Consider the following 16,191-nt stretch of genomic DNA (forward strand, 5'->3'; position numbering starts at 1 on the left):
CGTGCCGGCCGAAAGCGGCGCCCTCACGCTCGAGACGTGGCTCGCGCGGCGGCTCGAGAGCGCGCCGCCGGAGCTGGCGGAAGCGGTGTGGCCGCTGGTTCGGGAGCGTCTGGCGGAGGGCGACGATGGGCTTGTCCAAGCGTCACTCGACGCGCTGGCGGCGGCGACCGAGGGCGAGGCCACCCGCGCCGACGCGGTGACCCTGCTCGCCGCAGACGCAATTCTCACCTACGCGCTCGAAGCCTCCGCGGACCCGGCCCTGGGAGGGAGCGCCGCGCAGGCAAGCGAACTCGCTGCGAGGATCGGTCCGGGTGGGCTGATCGGCGAACGATTCGACGAAGAAAACCAGGAGGAGATGACGGAATGATATCCAGGGTGCCGGGGTTGCCCGGTCTCGCGGGCAAGCGCCTGCTCGTCACCGGAGGTTCGCGCGGAATCGGACGCGCCACCGTGCGGTGTCTCGCGGCGTCCGGCGCGTCCGTCGGCGTCGCCTATCACCGGGCGGAGGCCGAGGGACGGCAGGCGGTCGAGGAGGCGTACTCGCTCGCCCCGGACGGGCGTCACTGGTGCGCCGGCGCGGACCTGGCCGACCCCGCGGAGTGTCGGACGCTCTTCGAGCGCGCCGACGCCGAGTTCGGCGGACTCGACGGGTTCGTGGGCAACGCCGGGATCTGGAACGTGGACGCGCGGCCGCTCGAGTCGCTCGAGGCGGACGAGTGGCGACGGATGATCGAGACGAACCTCACGTCGATCTACGCGAGCACGCGGGAAGCGGCGGCGCGCCTGCAGGCGGACGGGAGGATCGTCCTCGTCTCCTCGACGGCGTCGCAGCGGGGAGAGGCGGAGCACAGCCACTACGCCGCGTCGAAGGGCGCAATCAACGCCTTCTGCAAGTCGGTCGCGACCGAACTCGGTCCGAGGTCGATCAACGTGAACGCCGTCGCCCCCGGCTGGGTCGACACGGACATGTCTTCGCCGGCGCTTCAGGGAGAGGCCGGGCAGGCCGCGCTGACTCTCATTCCTCTCGGGCGCGTCGCCACCGCCGAGGACATCGCCGGGCCCATCTGCTTCCTCCTCTCCGACGCGGCCCGGCACATCACGGGCGAGATCCTCAACGTGAACGGCGGCAGCGTGCTGTGCGGCTGAGAATGCCGTGAGCGCGATCGATCCGGGCCGATTGTTCCCGACGCCCGGCTTCCGCCGTATCGCGGCACGGCTCGAAGCCGCGGGTTACGAGGCCTGGGCCGTGGGCGGCGCGATCCGCGACGCCTACGTCCGTCAGATCGGAACGAAGCCCGACCTGCCCGATCCGGGTTGGGAGGACCTCACGACGGACGCACGCCCGGAGGACGTCATGCGTCTCTTCCCGAGGACAGTTCCGGTCGGGGTGTCGCACGGGACCGTGAAGGTGCTCGACGGGGACGACGGCTACGAGGTGACGACCTTCCGGCGCGACGTCGAGACGGACGGCCGCCACGCGCGGGTGGCCTTCGCCGATTCCATCGGGGAGGACCTGAGCCGCCGGGACTTCACGGCGAACGCGATCGCCTGGCGCCCCGCCTCCGACGAGGTGCGCGACGACTGGGACGGCGCCGAAGACATCGAGGACGGGATCCTGCGCGCTGTGGGAGAACCCGAAGCGCGCTTCCGCGAGGACTACCTGCGCATCCTGCGCGGCTTCCGCTTCGCGGGCCGCTTCGAGTGGGCGATCGAGGTCCGCACGGACGAGGCGATGCGGGAGGCCGTGGACGGCCTGTCCGGGCTGTCGGGCGAGCGCGTGCGCGAAGAGCTGCTCAAGGTCATGGCGGATCCGAAGCCCTCGACGGCGCTGGAGCTGTACGCGACCTGCGGGGCGCTGGGCCACTGGTACCCGGAGCTGGTGGAGCTCGCGGCCGCCGGCGACGCGTGGCGGTCCGCGCTCGGCGCCGTCGATGCGGCCCCGGCGCACGCCGCGAACGTACGCCTCGCGAGCCTGCTCGTGGCCGCTTCCGAGACGCCCGAGGGGCGGGCCGAGGCCGCCGAATCGCTCCTCTCCCGGCTGAAGTTCTCCAACGCGGACCGGCGCTACATCACGCGGCTCGCCCGGCTGTACCTCCCCTTCGTAGGGGCGCTGGACTCCGCGGCAGAGCACCGCCGCTGGCTCGCATCGGTCGGCGACGCCTGGGAGGACCTGTTCGAGTTGCACTTCGCCGTCGCCCGCGCCGCGGGGGAGCCGCGGGCGAAGCGCTACCTGGAGGCGACCCGGGAGCGCGTCCGGGAGGAGCGCGAGGGAGATCCGGCCCTCGACCTCGCGGGTCTCGCGGTCAAGGGAGACGACCTCCTCGCGCTCGGCATGTCGCCGGGTCCGATCGTTCGGATGCTGCTCGAGGAGTTGCTCGAACAGGTCCTCGAGGATCCCGCCCGCAACGAGCGCGAGCCGCTCCTCGAGGAGGCCCGCCGGCTGATCGAGATTGGCTCGCTCGCCGAGGCGTCGCGCCCCCGCGACACGCCCGCCGCCGGCAACGGGCTCCCCGAAGCCGATGACTGACGAGCCGAGCCTTTTCCCCGAGGCGGAACCGCGCGCCGGGCCGGTGCACGCGGACGCCGGCGGATCGGGGGCCGCCGGGGCCCGGGACGCGGGCCTCGCCGGCTCCCCGCTCGCCGCCCGCATGCGCCCGCGCACGCTGCAGGAGTTCGTCGGACAGCCGACGCTCGTCGGCGAGAACCGGCCCCTGCGCCAACTCATCGAGAGCGGACGCGTCCCGAGCCTCATCTTCTGGGGCCCGCCGGGCACCGGTAAGACCACCCTCGCCGGGCTGCTCGCCAGCCGCATGGAGGCCGCGTTCATCCCCTTCTCCGCCGTGACCGAGGGAATCCCCCGCGTCCGCCGCATCCTGGAGGAGGCGAAGGCGCGCCGCGCCGCGACCGGCCGCGGCACCGTCCTGTTCGTCGATGAGATCCACCGCTTCAACCGGGCGCAGCAGGATGCCCTTCTCCCGCACGTCGAGCGCGGCGCCATCACCCTCATCGGGGCCACGACGGAGAACCCCAGCTTCGAGGTCGTCGGCCCGCTCCTCTCCCGAACGCGGGTCTTCGTCCTCGAACCGCTGGCGCCGGAAGACGTCGCGGAGATCTGCGCCCGCGCGCTCCGCGACCGGGAGCGTGGACTCGGAGACACGGGCCTCTCCATCGACGAGGACGCCCTGGCCCGGCTCGGGACCGAATCGGACGGGGACGCCCGCCGCGCCCTGAACGCCCTCGAGACGGCCGCGGACCTGGCTGGCGTGGACGGTGTCCCCGCGATCTCCGAGGACCACGTGGCGGCGGCGCTCCAGAAACGGTTCGCGCGGTACGACAAGTCCGGCGAGGAGCACTTCAATCTCATCTCCGCCCTGCACAAGGCCGTGCGCGGCTCGGATGCGGACGCCGCGCTCTACTGGCTCGCGCGCATGCTCGACGGCGGCGAGGATCCCATGTACCTGGCCCGCCGCATCGTGCGTATGGCGGCCGAGGACATCGGACTCGCGGATCCCGGAGCGCTGGCGGTCACGATCGCGGCGCGCGACGCGTACCACTTTCTCGGCAGCCCCGAGGGAGACCTGGCGCTGGCCCAGGCGGTCACGTACCTGGCTATCGCCCCGAAATCGAACGCGGTCTACCGGGCCTTCGGCGGCGCCGCCCGCGCCGCGCGCGAAACGCCGGCCGAGCCAGTCCCGTTCCATATCCGGAACGCGCCCACGCGGCTCATGAAGGAACTCGGGTACGGATCGGGGTATCGCTACGATCACGACGAGGAAGACGGCGTGGCCGCCCAGTCCTACCTTCCGGAGTCGCTGCGCGGAAAGCGCTGGTACGATCCGGTCGAGCGCGGCTGGGAGGTGAACGCGAGGCGCAGGCTCGAAGCGATTCGCGGCAGCCGGGCGCGGGCCGCGGCGGAAGCCGATCCCGTGAGAGAGACGGGAGCCGACGCCGGGGCCGGGACGGACGCCGAGACGACGGAGGAGCATCGATCGACAGACTGACGTCGGACCGGGTGGCGGAGCGCGCGATTCTCGTGGGCGCGCCGCCCCCCGACATGCCCCAGGAGACGGTGGACGAACACCTCGAGGAACTCGCCCGCCTCGCGGGGACGGCGGGAGCCGATGTCCGGGGCGCCGTCGTCCAGCGTTTGCGCACCCCGAACGCCTCGACCTTCATCGGCAAGGGGAAGGTCGAACGCCTGGGGCGGACGCTCCGGGAGCACGACGCGACGCTCGCCATCTTCGACGAGGAACTCACTCCCGCCCAGGGCTCGAATCTCGAAGCGGCGCTCGGCGTGCGCGCGCTCGACCGGACCGAACTCATCCTCGACATCTTCGCGCTCCGCGCCCGGACCTCGGAGGCGAAGCTCCAGGTCGAACTCGCCCAGCTCCAGTACCTGCGGACGCGGTTGAAGCGGATGTGGACCCACCTCTCGCGGGAGGGCGGAGGCATCGGCGCGCGCGGGCCCGGCGAGCAGCAGATCGAGACGGACCGCCGCCTCATCGACCGGCGCCTGGCCCGGCTGCGGCGCAAGCTCGACCACATTGCGCGGGCCCGCGTCACGCAGCGTCGGGCGCGGAGCGAGCAGTTCACCGTGGCGCTCACGGGCTATACGAACGCGGGCAAATCCTCCATCCTGCGCGCGCTCTCGGGCTCGGACGTCTTCGTGGAGGACCGGCTGTTCGCGACGGTGGACTCGGCGACCCGGGTTTGCGATCTCGAAGGTCCGGGGCCGATCCTCCTCACGGACACGGTGGGGTTCATCCGGAAGCTGCCGCATCATCTCGTGGCGTCCTTCCGGGCGACGATGGAGGAACTCGCCGAGGCCGACCTCCTGCTGCACGTGATCGACGCCTCGTCGCCGAGCCGGGATGAGCAGCGCGAGGCCGTGGAGGGAGTGCTGGCGGAGGCCGGCGTGGCGGACCGCCCGGTGATCGAGGTCTTCAACAAGGTCGACCGGCTCACGCACGAGGAGGAGCGGGCGCTGCGCGAGCGGGCCGCGGCGGGCGGACGGCCGCACGTCCTGACTTCGATCATGGAGCAGGATGGGCTGAAGCCGTTGCAGGAGGCTCTTCAGGCGGCGATGCGGGCCCGCCTCGAGACGGTGCGGGTGAGTCTGCCCGTCGGGGACGGCGCGCGGCTCGCCGAGGCGTACCGGGAGGGCGAGGTGCTGGAGCGCGCGTACGAAGCCGGGTGCGTGGTCATCGTGGCCCGCGTGCCCGCCGGAGTGGCCGGCCGCTGGCGGGAGAGCGGTCTGGTCGTGGAGCGGGCCGACGCCGCCTGACGAGGCGGACGGTCGAGTCGAAAACGGGAGCACATCATGGCGAACAGCAGCTTTTCGCATCTGGTCGACTGCCGGCTCTGCGTGAACATCGACCACGTGGCGACGGTCCGGCAGGCGCGCGGCACGGACGAACCCGACCCGGTGCGCGCCGCCGTGCTCGCCGAACTGGGCGGCGCGAACGGGATCACCGTGCACCTCCGCGAGGACCGCCGGCACATCCAGGACCGCGACGTGGAACTGCTGCAGCAGACCGTCCGCACCTTCGTGAACCTCGAACTCGCGGCGGAGGAGGAGGTGCTCGCCCTCGCCGAACGGTGGCGGCCGGCCCAGGCGACCCTCGTCCCCGAGAAGAGGGAGGAACTCACGACGGAGGGCGGGCTGGACCTGTCCGCCGATCCGGCCCGCATCGCCGCCGCCGTGGCGCGGCTGCAGGACGCCGGGATCCGCACGTCGCTCTTCATCGACCCCCACCCCGCGGCGGTCGACGGTTCGGCCGAGGCGGGCGCCGCCGCGATCGAACTGCACACGGGCGAGTACGCGAACGCCCCGGACCAGGCGAACGCCGACCGCGAACTCGCGCGGCTGGAGGATGCCGCGGCCCGGGCCGAGGCGGCCGGCCTCGGCGTGCACGCCGGACACGGGCTCACCTATGAGAACGTGCAGCCGGTGGCGGCGATCGCCGAGTGCGAGGAACTGAACATCGGCCACTCGATCGTGAGCCGCTCCGTGCTCGTGGGGATGGAGCGCGCGGTGCTCGAGATGTCGGAACTCGTGCGCGAGGCGCGCGGGTGAGAGGCCGTCTCACAGTCCTCATCGGCGTCCTCGTCTCCGTCGCGCTCCTCATCTGGGCGCTGCGGGACGTCTCGGCCGCCGAACTCCTGAGGCACCTGAGCGAGGCGAACGTCTGGCTCCTGATCGCCGCGACGGTCGTCGCCACGCTCACGTTCAACCTCCGGGCGATCCGGTGGGATATCCTCCTCCGCGCCTCGAACGGACACCTGCCGTTCGGTTCGCGCTACGCGGCCGTGTGCATCGGCTTCATGGCGAACAACGTCCTGCCCGGCCGGCTCGGAGAGTTCGCCCGCGCCTACTCGCTGTCGCAGATCACGCCCGTGCCCCTGAGCGCCGCGCTCGCCTCGCTCGTCGTGGAGCGCCTGCTCGACGCGATCGTCCTCATGGTGTTCCTCGTCCCCGCCTTCTTCATCGTCGGGGTCGACGAAGCCGCTTCCGGGACGCTGCGGGACCTGTTCACCGTCGGCGTCATCCTCGTCTCCGCGAGCCTGATCGCGCTCGCCCTCCTCGTCCGCTCGCCGGACCGCTTCCTCCGGCTCGCGGCCACGTGGTTCCACCGGGTCGCGCCCGACCGCGTCGCCGACCGCGTCATGGACGTGCTCTCCGCCTTCGTGGACGGCCTCGGGGCGCTGCGCCACGCCCACGTCTTCGCCCGTGCGATGCTGTGGTCGTTCGCCGTGTGGGCCTGGAACGCCTTCTCGTTCTTCCTCGGCTTCCTCGCCTTCGGGATTCTCACGCCCGGGTTCCTCGGCGCGCTCGTCCTCCAGACGACGATCAGCTTCGCCGTCGCGATCCCGTCGACGCCGGGGTTCTTCGGACCGTTCGAGACCGCGGCCCGCGTCGCGCTCGAACTCCACCACATCGAGCCCGCGAGGATCATCAGCTTCGCCGCGGGCTACCACATCCTCACCTTCCTGCCGATCACGGTGCTGGGGATCTGGTACATGCGACGCCTGGGGATCAGCCGGAAAGAGTTCGGTGGGGGCAAGCCCCCGGCGCCGGAGACTCCGGCCCCGGAGACCTTTCCCCCGGAGACCTCGCCGCCGGAGACCTCGGAGTGACGAGGGCCGGAGAGGCGGCGGGCGCCGGGGAGATCGGGACGGCCGAGGCGCACGCGAAGATCAACCTGCGCCTCCGCGTGTTCGCGAGGGACGCAACGGGCTTCCACGGCGTCGAGACCGTGCTCGCGCGCACGAGCCTCTCCGACACGGTGACTCTCTCGGAGCCCGACACCCGCGCAGCCCGCCCGAAGGAAGCCGCGTCGGAAGGCGCCGCGTCGGGGGGAGCCGCGTGGCAGGGGGCCGGACAGGGCGTCGCGCTCTCCGTCGACGGGCCGCTCGCCGAAGGGGTGCCGGAGGGTCCCGACAACCTGTGCTGGCAGGCCGCTGCGGCGTTTCTCGACCGGGCGTTCCGGAGACGGGCGCGGCCCGCCGTGCATATCCACCTCACGAAACGGATCCCGATGGGGAGCGGACTCGGGGGCGGAAGCGCGGACGCGGGCGCGACGCTCCGCCTGCTCGCGGACCGCTGGCCCCGCCTGGAGACGCGGGAACTCGTCGACATCGCCGGCGAGATCGGCAGCGACGTGCCCTTCGCCCTCCTTGGCGTCCCGATGGCGCTGGGCTGGGAACGCGGCCGCCGGCTTCTCCCGCTCCGCCCGCCGCGGCCCCGTCCCGCGTTGCTCGTCTGCTCCGGGATCCACGTTTCCACGCCGGAGGCGTACGGTTGGCTCGGGAGGACGGAAGCGGACGCGGGAGGGGCTTCGGTGTTTCCCGGCGCGACGCGGCTGGCGGAGTGGGAATCGCTCGAGCGCCTGGCCCGAAACGACCTCGAGGCGCCCGTCCTTTCCCGGCACCCGGAGCTGTCGGAACTCCTCGATCAACTTCGCTCGTCCGACCCGGCGGTGGCCGCGATGACGGGATCGGGCTCGGCGCTGTTCGCGATCTTCCGCGACGAGATGGAGCGCGCCCGCGCCCGCCGAACGCTGGCCGCCCGCGAGGGCGCCGACGGCCTCCGAATTCTGGACGTCTCACTCCCCGTCTGAGCCCGATCCGGTACCTGTCCCGAGGCCCATCCGAGGCCTGTTCGAGCCCCATCCGGGACGTCGGCGCTGTTTGACGCCGCTTGCCGGATCGCGCCATCTTCGGCGCCTCTGGCCCCTCGTCTAATGGCAAGACACCGGCCTTTGGAGCCGATGATCCAGGTTCGACCCCTGGGGGGCCAATCCCATGCCTGATTCCCATTCCCGCCCCGCCGGCCGGGCCAATCGACTCGCGCAGGAGAAGAGTCCCTACCTTCTCCAGCACGCCTTCAATCCCGTGGACTGGGTTCCGTGGGGGGAGGAGGCCTTCGCGCGCGCCCGAGACGAGGACCGTCCGATCTTCCTCTCCATCGGCTACGCGACCTGCCACTGGTGCCACGTCATGGAGCGCGAGTCCTTCGAGGACGAGGACGTGGCTGCGCTCCTCAACCGCGACTTCGTGTCGATCAAGGTGGACCGGGAGGAGCGTCCCGACATAGACGGCGTCTACATGACGGCGTGCCAGCTCATGACGGGGCAGGGGGGGTGGCCCCTCACGATCGTGATGACGCCGGACAAGCAGCCCTTCTTCGCCGGGACGTATTTCCCGCGCGAGAGCATGGCGGGGCGGGCGGGGATGCTGGACCTGCTGCCCCGGCTGGCCGAGCTGTGGCGGGAGCGGCGGGCGGATGTCGAGGCGGCGGGGGCCTCGGCGCTGGCGGCCATCCGTGAGGTCGAGGTCCGCGGGCTGGGTTCCGGGGCGGGCGCGCTGGACGAGGAGGCGCTCCGCCGCGGCTTCAGCGAGCTGCGGGCCCGTTTCGACCCTCACCAGGGAGGGTTCTCCCGGGCTCCGAAGTTTCCGGCGCCGCACCAGCTCCTCTTCCTCCTGCGCTGGAGCGACCGCACCGGCGACCGGCGCGGCGTGGAGATGGTGGAGAAGACGCTCGTCTCCATGAGGCGGGGAGGCGTCTTCGATCACGTCGGATACGGCTTCCACCGCTACTCGACGGATGCCCGCTGGCTCGTCCCGCACTTCGAGAAGATGCTGTACGACCAGGCGCTCCTCGCCATGGCGTACACGGAGCTGTGGCAGATGACGGGCGACGACGCGCACCGGACGGTGGCCCGCGAGATCTACGAGTACGTGGCGCGCGACCTCACGGACGCGGAGGGCGGCTTCTATTCCGCGGAGGACGCGGACAGCGAGGGGCGCGAAGGGGCGTTCTACGTGTGGACGCGGGACGAGTTCGACGAGGCGCTGTCGGAGGCGCTGGGGGAGGACGCGGCCGGCCTTGCGCGGCGCGCCTTCCGGATCGAGGCGCGCGGCAACTTCGCGGACGAGGCGTCGGGGCTCCGGACCGGCGAGAACATCCTGCATGCCGGAGAAACGCCCGCCGAGATCGCGGCGGCGCTGGGGGAGGACGCCGCCGGCGTCGAGAAACGGCTGGAGGAGGCGCGGCGCGTCCTGTTCGAGAAGCGGACGACGCGGGAGCGCCCGCTGCTCGACGACAAGATCCTGACGGACTGGAACGGGCTCATGATCGCGGCGCTGGCGCGGAGTGGCATCGCCTTCGGCGACGAATCGCTCGTCGCGGCGGGGGCGCGGGCGGCGGACTTCATCCTCGAGCGGTTGCGCGACGACGAGGGACAGCTGCTCCACCGCTACCGGGACGGGGACGCGGCCATCCCCGCGGGCGCGGCGGACCACGCCTGCCTCATCTGGGGGTTGATCGAGCTGTACGCGGCGACGTTCGACCCGCGCTGGCTCCGGGCGGCGCGCGAACTGCTCGACCCGCTCCTGGAACGCTTCTGGGACCCCGACCGGCACGGCGTGTTCAACGTGGACGCGACGCAGACGGACGTGCCCGTCCGGCAGAAGGAGCTGTACGACGGGGCCACGCCCTCGGCCAACGCGACGACGTGGTACGTGCTCCTCCGGCTCGGCCGGCTCACGGGGGACCTCGAACTCCTGGACCGGGCGGAGGCGCTGCGCGGGGCGCTCGCCGGTCCCGTCGGCGGCGCGCCTTCCGCGCACACGATGTCGCTCGTCGCGCTCGATCTCGCGCTGGGGCCGGCGCAGGAAGTCGTCGTGGCCGGTGACCCCGACGAGCCCGGCACGCGGCGCATGCTCGCCGCGCTCGCCGACCGCTACGGCCCCCGCACGGCCGTCCTCTTCAAGCCGGCGGGCAGCCCGAGGGAAGCGCCCGGCGGGCCCGCGGCGGAGGCGCTCACGGAGATCGCTCCCTTCACCGCGCCGCACGATCTCCTGGACGGGAAGGCGACGGCGTACGTTTGCACCGGCTTCGCGTGCCGGCGTCCGACGACCGACGTTGCGGAGATGCTGAAGCAGCTCGACTGACACACACTGGAGTTCGAGGCATGGGCCTGGACCAGACCATCTACGGAAACACGCTTTCGGCCTGGCTGATCGCCGCCGGCATCTACGCCGTCACGACCCTCGCGCTGTGGCTGCTCGAACGCTACGCGCTGCGGGCCTTCGCGCGCTTCGCGAGCCAGACCCGGACCTCGCTCGACGATCTCGTCGCGCATGTGCTCGGCGAGACGAAGTTCGGCCTCATCCTCTTCGTCGGGCTCTTCGCCGCCTCGCTCGTCCTCGAACTCGATCCGACCGTCGCGCTCGTGATTCGGCGCGCCGCGGTCATCGCCGTCGTAGTCCAGGGCGGGATGTGGGCGAACGCCGCGATCGCCTTCTGGGTGCGGCGGTTCGTGGACGCCACGGCGGGCGAGGACGCGGAGGCCGTGACCATGGTCGGCGCGCTCTCCTTCGTGGGACGGCTCGCCGTGTGGTCCGTCGTCCTCCTCCTCATCCTCGACAACCTCGGGGTCGAAGTCGCGGCCCTCCTCGCGGGCCTCGGGATCGGAGGCATCGCCGTCGCCCTCGCGGCGCAGAACGTTCTCGGAGACCTGCTCGCATCGCTCTCCATCATCCTCGACAAGCCCTTCGTCATCGGCGACTTCCTCGTCATCGGCGACTTCCAGGGCTCGGTGGAGCACATCGGCCTCAAGACGACCCGGTTGCGGAGCCTCGGGGGCGAGCAACTCATCCTCGGAAACAGCGACGTGATCAACACCCGGATCCGGAACCTCGGGCGCATGGCGGACCGGCGCGGGGCGCTGAAGATCGGCGTGACCTACGACACGCCGCGCGACCTCCTCACCCAGATCCCCGGCTGGATCGAGGAGATCGTGGGGGCCCAGGAGGAGACTCGCTTCGACCGCTGTCACCTCTCGGGCTTCGCGGACTCCGCGATCGAGTTCGACACCATCTTCTACATGACCGTCCCCGAGTACGACCGCTTCATGGACGCGAAGCAGGCGGTGCTGCTCGCGCTTCACGAGCGGTTCGACCGGCACGGCGTCGAAATCGCCTACCCGACGCAGGTCGTCTACACGATCCCCGCAGCTCCGGAGGCTCGTTGACAGGAACCCGCGTGAATCGATAGTCTGGGCGGCTGTCGCCGTGGGGTCCGTCCCTGTGGCACACGGGTTCGGGACCCACACAGTTTCTCTCCATTCCGGCAGGGCCTTCGCGCGCGGCATGCGCGCGGGAGCGACGAGCGCCGGAACCAGACCAGCGAGCCAGTCGACACGCATGGACACCACGGACTTCTCGTTCCATACGAGTCCGATCATGCTGCTCTCGGGTACGGCGAATCCCGCCCTCGCGCAGGGGATCGCCGACGTGCTCGGAGAGCGGCTCTGCGACGTCACGATCAAGCGGTTCGCCGACGGCGAGATCTTCGTGCGCATCGACGAAAACGTCCGCGGACGCGACGTCTTCCTCATCCAGCCCACGAACCCGCCCGCGGAGAACGTGCTCGAACTCCTGATCCTCATCGACGCGGCGAAGCGCGCCTCGGCGGCGAGGGTCACGGCGGTCGTCCCCTATTACGGGTACGGCCGCTCCGACCGGAAGGATCAGCCTCGCGTGTCGATCGCGGCGAAGCTGCTCGCGAACCTGATGACGGCCGCCGGCGCGGACCGCGTCCTCTCGATCGACTTCCACCAGCACCAGATCCAGGGCTTCTTCGACATCCCCGTCGACCACCTGTACGCGGCCCCGGTTTTTCGGCGCTACTACGAGATGAAGAAGCTGGACAACCTGGTCGTCGTCGCGACGGATGTGAGCGCGGCGAAGATGGCGCGCGGCTACGCCCGCCGCCTCGGAGGAGATCTCGCGATCATCGACAAGCGGCGTCCGGCGCCGAACGAGGCGGAAGTCTCGAACATCGTGGGTGAGGTCGAGGGGAAGCACTGCATCGTACCCGACGACATGATCGACACGGCGGGGACGATGGTGTCGGCCATCGAGGTGCTCAAGGAGCGCGGCGCGCTGGACGTCTACGTCCTCGCCACGCACCCCCTCTTCTCGGGGCCGGCGCTCGAGCGCCTCGGGTCGGCGGACGTGAAGGAGATCACGGTGACGGACACCGTGCCGCTCGCTCCGGGAGTGCGGGAAGCGCTCCCCAACCTGACCGTGCTTTCCGTGGCGAGCCTGCTCGCGCAGGCCATCGAGAGCACGCACACGAACAGTTCCGTAAGCATGTTGTTCAAGTAGGAGATAAGATGACGAACGAATCCGCCAAATTGACGGCGCGGACGCGGTCGACGTCCGGAAAGGGCGCCGCGAGGCAGCTTCGCCGGAGCGGCCAGTTGCCCGCCGTCGTGTACGGGCGCCGCGATGAGACCGAGTCGCTCGCGCTGGACACGCACGAGCTTTCGCGCCTGCTGAGCAAGATCCATGCGGCCACGACGGTGATCGACCTGGAGGTCGACGGCGGCGAGCCGCGCCCGGTCCTGATCCGCGAGATCCAGCGCCACCCGTATCGACCCCAGCTTCTGCACGTGGACTTCTTCGAGATCCGCGCGGACGTGAAGATCCGCGTGCCGGTGCCGGTCCACCTCGTGGAGACGCCGGCCGGCGTGGAGATGGGCGGCATGTTGCAGTTCCTCCGGCACGAACTCGAGGTCGAGTGTCTGCCGAACGAGATCCCATCCGGATTCGAAGTCGACGTCTCGGCCCTCGAAATCGGCGACTCGCTTCACGTCTCGGACGTAGATGCGGGCGGGGTCGAGATCCTCGAAGACGAAACGGTCACGATCTGCACGGTCGTGCCGCCGGCCCTCGAGGAAGAAGAGGAAGTGGACGAGGAACTCGACGAGGAAGTGGAAGTGGAAGGCGAGGAGGCCGAGGCCGCGGGCGACGAACCGGAGGAGGACTGAGCGGGACGGCGGGATCCGGTCCGCGCCGGCGCCGTGCGCCTGCTCCTCGCGCTGGGAAACCCCGGCGCGAAGTACCGGGATACGCGACACAACATCGGTTGGTGGTTCGCCGATCGCCTGGCGCTCGGGTGGGGCGGCGAACCGTTTCGCGCGGACGGCGCCACGGCCTGGACGACGGGAGCGGCACGGCCCGGAGTCGAGATCCACAAGCCGCTGACGTACATGAACCGGAGCGGCGAGTCGCTGGCCGAGCTGCTCGCCGCGCGCCGCTTCGACCCCGCGGCGGACATGCTCGTCCTCGTCGACGATGTCGCGCTGCCGGCGGGTCGCTTTCGCCTGCGGGCGAGGGGGTCGCCGGGCGGGCATAACGGCCTCGCCTCGATATCGGCGAGTCTCGGTTCCGACGATTACGGCCGCCTCAGGCTCGGCGTCGGACGGCCGCCGGACGAACGCATCGACCTCGCGGCCTGGGTGTTGTCACGGATGCCGCGAGCGGAGGAAGAGGAAGCGCTGGGGGCCTTCCCCCGGGCCGCGGAAGCGGTGGAGTACTGGCTGGAACATGGCGTGGAAGCGGCGATGAACCGCTTCAACCGTCCGGGGTGAGCCCCGCGGATGAGGCGATAGTCACGAGATAGTCGAGGGACAGGCAAGGGAGCAGGGAACGTGGTCGGAAACTTGGTCGGGAACATCGATTTTGCGATCTGGCTCGGCGTGATCGGGCTCTTCTTCTCCTTCGCGCTCTTCATGTACGTGAAGGCGCAGCCCGTCGGAAACGAGAAGATGGCCGAGCTGTCGGAGGCGATCCACTCGGGCGCGATGGCGTTTCTGCGGCGGGAGTACACGGTGCTGCTGCCGTTCATCATCGTCGTCGCGGCCCTCCTCTTCTGGCTCGTGGGCCCGCACACGGCGGTGGCCTACGCGCTGGGTGCGGCCTGCTCGATCCTGGCGGGCTTCTTCGGGATGAAGGCGGCGACGGCGGCCAACGTCCGGACCTCCGAGGCGGCGCGCGCGGACGGCCAGGCCAAGGCGCTCCGGGTCGCCTTCTCCGGCGGGGCCGTGATGGGCATCGCGGTGGCGGCGCTCGGCCTGCTCGGAATCGGCGCCGTGATCCTGATCTACGATCCCCAGGCGACCGGCTTCCGCCCCTTTGGCGAGATCATCTCGGGCTTCGCGATGGGCGCCTCCTCGATCGCGCTCTTCGCGCGCGTGGGCGGCGGCATCTACACGAAGGCGGCCGACGTCGGCGCGGACCTCGTGGGCAAGGTCGAAGCCGGCATCCCGGAGGACGACCCCCGCAACCCGGCGACGATCGCGGACAACGTGGGCGACAACGTCGGCGACGTGGCGGGGATGGGGGCGGACATCTTCGAGTCGTACGTCGGCTCCGTCATCGCCACCATCGTCATCGGCGTGACGAGCGCGATGATCCTCGACGGGGCGCGGCTCCAGGCCGTGTCGCTGCCGGTCCTCTACATCATGGCCGGCTTCCTGGCGAGCGCCGTCGGCGTCCTCGCCATCCGCGTCCTGGAGCGCATGAGCCCCGCGGCGGCCCTCCGCTGGGCGCCGATCATCGGGGCCGTGATCTTCTGGGTCGTGGCGTACGCGATCACGGTGAACCTCCAGATCTTCGACGCCGCGGCGCAGGGCAAGTGGGTCTTCATCCACCCGAACGCCGGCCCCTTCTGGGCCATGCTCTTCGGCTCCCTCGTCGGCATCGCGATCGGCCTCGTGACGGAGTACTACACGGCGGAGAAGCCGATCCGGCGCATCGCCTCGGCCTCCGAGACCGGCTCCGCGACGAACATCATCACGGGACTCGCGGTCGGGATGGAGTCGACCGCGATCCCCATGCTCCTGATCTCCGCCGCCATCTTCCTCGCCTTCAACTTCGCGGGACTGTACGGGATCGGGATCGCCGCCGTGGGGATGCTGGCCACGGTCGGCGTGACGATGTCCGTGGACGCGTACGGCCCGGTGGCGGACAACGCGGGCGGCATCTCGGAGATGGCGGAGCTGGGGCCCGAGGTTCGCTCGGTGACCGACTCGCTCGACTCGCTCGGCAACACGACGGCGGCGATCGGGAAGGGCTTCGCGGTCGGCTCCGCCGCGCTCACGGCGCTGGCCCTCTTCTCCGCCTACGCGAACGCGGTGGGTCTGCGCGAGACCGGGATCAACCTCATCGATCCGCTCGTCGTGATGGGACTCTTCATCGGCGGCGTGACGCCCTTCTTCATCGCCGCGCTGACGATGACGGCGGTGGGCCGCGCCGCGGCAGGCATGGTGGCGGAGGTCCGTCGCCAGTTCCGCGAGATCCCGGGAATCATGGAGGGGACGGCGAAGCCGGATTCGGCGCGCTGCGTGGACATCTCCACGAAGGCGGCGCTCCGCGAGATGATCGTGCCGGGCCTGGTGGCCATCATCGTCCCCATCATGGTCGGCCGCTTCCTCGGCGTCGCGGCGCTCGGCGGCTCGCTGGCCGGCGCGACCGTGAGCGGCGTGCTGCTCGCGCTCTTCATGGCGAACTCCGGGGGCGCGTGGGACAACGCGAAGAAGTACATCGAGACCGGAGCCCACGGGGGGAAGGGGTCCGACCCGCACAAGGCGGCCGTGGTCGGCGACACGGTGGGCGATCCCTTCAAGGACACGTCCGGGCCGTCGATGAACATCGTCGTGAAGCTGATGAGCGTCGTCTCGCTCGTCCTCGCGCCCTGGTTCGTGGACGTGCACGGGATGGCCGCCGCGGCGCCGGAAGCCGTGGAGACCGCCCTCGCCGCCGTCGGCGGGGTGCTGCGGACGCTCGGACTCTTCTAGCCGTCGGGTACGGCCGCCGGACGCGGATCGGCGGTCGCCT

General features: G+C 70.9%; 14 protein-coding genes and 1 tRNA gene. All 15 read left to right on the forward strand.

Features of this window, described 5'->3' with window-relative positions:
- Position 1: 1 nt before the first annotated feature.
- The 15 genes from ACQY5G_RS08440 to ACQY5G_RS08510 all read left to right on the forward strand — a co-directional run bounded on the left by ACQY5G_RS08440 (position 2) and on the right by ACQY5G_RS08510 (position 16,151).
- The gene (locus ACQY5G_RS08440; RefSeq protein ID WP_428103750.1) at positions 2-367 is read left to right on the forward strand and encodes a hypothetical protein; all 366 of its coding nucleotides are present in this window, start codon (positions 2-4) and stop codon (positions 365-367) included.
- On the forward strand, positions 364-1,146 hold the full coding sequence (locus ACQY5G_RS08445; RefSeq protein WP_428103753.1) for an SDR family NAD(P)-dependent oxidoreductase: 783 nt from the start codon (positions 364-366) through the stop codon (positions 1,144-1,146). Before ACQY5G_RS08440 ends, ACQY5G_RS08445 begins: the two co-directional genes overlap by 4 nt.
- Positions 1,147-1,153: 7 nt before the next feature.
- Complete coding sequence (locus ACQY5G_RS08450) at positions 1,154-2,527, forward strand: CCA tRNA nucleotidyltransferase (protein ID WP_428103755.1); 1,374 nt, start codon at positions 1,154-1,156, stop codon at positions 2,525-2,527.
- Entirely contained in the window at positions 2,520-4,001 is a 1,482-nt protein-coding gene (locus ACQY5G_RS08455) for a replication-associated recombination protein A (RefSeq protein WP_428103757.1), read from the forward strand. Before ACQY5G_RS08450 ends, ACQY5G_RS08455 begins: the two co-directional genes overlap by 8 nt.
- 11 nt (positions 4,002-4,012) lie before the next feature.
- On the forward strand, positions 4,013-5,284 hold the full coding sequence (hflX, locus tag ACQY5G_RS08460) for a GTPase HflX (protein ID WP_428103759.1): 1,272 nt from the start codon (positions 4,013-4,015) through the stop codon (positions 5,282-5,284).
- 36 nt (positions 5,285-5,320) lie between these two features.
- On the forward strand, positions 5,321-6,076 hold the full coding sequence (locus tag ACQY5G_RS08465; RefSeq protein ID WP_428103761.1) for a pyridoxine 5'-phosphate synthase: 756 nt from the start codon (positions 5,321-5,323) through the stop codon (positions 6,074-6,076).
- A complete protein-coding gene (locus ACQY5G_RS08470) occupies positions 6,073-7,137 on the forward strand; it encodes a lysylphosphatidylglycerol synthase transmembrane domain-containing protein (protein ID WP_428103763.1) in 1,065 nt (354 codons plus the stop codon). Before ACQY5G_RS08465 ends, ACQY5G_RS08470 begins: the two co-directional genes overlap by 4 nt.
- The gene (locus tag ACQY5G_RS08475; RefSeq protein WP_428103765.1) at positions 7,134-8,120 is read left to right on the forward strand and encodes a 4-(cytidine 5'-diphospho)-2-C-methyl-D-erythritol kinase; all 987 of its coding nucleotides are present in this window, start codon (positions 7,134-7,136) and stop codon (positions 8,118-8,120) included. The genes ACQY5G_RS08470 and ACQY5G_RS08475 overlap by 4 nt, the downstream gene beginning before the upstream one ends.
- A 109-nt stretch (positions 8,121-8,229) precedes the next feature.
- Positions 8,230-8,300, forward strand: a tRNA-Gln gene (locus ACQY5G_RS08480).
- A gap of 4 nt (positions 8,301-8,304) precedes the next feature.
- Complete coding sequence (locus tag ACQY5G_RS08485) at positions 8,305-10,455, forward strand: thioredoxin domain-containing protein (protein WP_428103767.1); 2,151 nt, start codon at positions 8,305-8,307, stop codon at positions 10,453-10,455.
- A 20-nt stretch (positions 10,456-10,475) separates the two neighbouring features.
- Entirely contained in the window at positions 10,476-11,537 is a 1,062-nt protein-coding gene (locus tag ACQY5G_RS08490; protein ID WP_428103770.1) for a mechanosensitive ion channel family protein, read from the forward strand.
- Positions 11,538-11,709: 172 nt separating this feature from the next.
- On the forward strand, positions 11,710-12,675 hold the full coding sequence (locus tag ACQY5G_RS08495; protein ID WP_419860663.1) for a ribose-phosphate diphosphokinase: 966 nt from the start codon (positions 11,710-11,712) through the stop codon (positions 12,673-12,675).
- Between the two features lie 8 nt (positions 12,676-12,683).
- Positions 12,684-13,340 carry a 50S ribosomal protein L25/general stress protein Ctc gene (locus ACQY5G_RS08500; RefSeq protein ID WP_428103772.1) on the forward strand — a complete coding sequence of 219 codons (657 nt, stop codon included), beginning with the start codon at positions 12,684-12,686 and terminating at the stop codon, positions 13,338-13,340.
- Positions 13,341-13,373: 33 nt separating this feature from the next.
- Entirely contained in the window at positions 13,374-13,943 is a 570-nt protein-coding gene (gene pth, locus ACQY5G_RS08505; RefSeq protein WP_428103774.1) for an aminoacyl-tRNA hydrolase, read from the forward strand.
- A 141-nt stretch (positions 13,944-14,084) separates the two neighbouring features.
- On the forward strand, positions 14,085-16,151 hold the full coding sequence (locus ACQY5G_RS08510; RefSeq protein WP_428278670.1) for a sodium-translocating pyrophosphatase: 2,067 nt from the start codon (positions 14,085-14,087) through the stop codon (positions 16,149-16,151).
- Positions 16,152-16,191 lie beyond the last annotated feature (40 nt).

This window comes from Candidatus Palauibacter sp. (genome assembly GCF_965261555.1).
Lineage (GTDB): Bacteria > Gemmatimonadota > Gemmatimonadetes > Palauibacterales > Palauibacteraceae > Palauibacter.

Coding starts and splice junctions, on each gene's coding strand:
- ACQY5G_RS08445 (WP_428103753.1), top strand. CDS start 364: ATGATATCCAGGGTGCCGGGGTTGCCCGGTCTCGCGGGCAAGCGCCTG.
- ACQY5G_RS08490 (WP_428103770.1), top strand. CDS start 10,476: ATGGGCCTGGACCAGACCATCTACGGAAACACGCTTTCGGCCTGGCTG.
- ACQY5G_RS08500 (WP_428103772.1), top strand. CDS start 12,684: ATGACGAACGAATCCGCCAAATTGACGGCGCGGACGCGGTCGACGTCC.
- ACQY5G_RS08465 (WP_428103761.1), top strand. CDS start 5,321: ATGGCGAACAGCAGCTTTTCGCATCTGGTCGACTGCCGGCTCTGCGTG.
- ACQY5G_RS08485 (WP_428103767.1), top strand. CDS start 8,305: ATGCCTGATTCCCATTCCCGCCCCGCCGGCCGGGCCAATCGACTCGCG.
- ACQY5G_RS08510 (WP_428278670.1), top strand. CDS start 14,085: ATGTACGTGAAGGCGCAGCCCGTCGGAAACGAGAAGATGGCCGAGCTG.
- ACQY5G_RS08455 (WP_428103757.1), top strand. CDS start 2,520: ATGACTGACGAGCCGAGCCTTTTCCCCGAGGCGGAACCGCGCGCCGGG.
- ACQY5G_RS08495 (WP_419860663.1), top strand. CDS start 11,710: ATGGACACCACGGACTTCTCGTTCCATACGAGTCCGATCATGCTGCTC.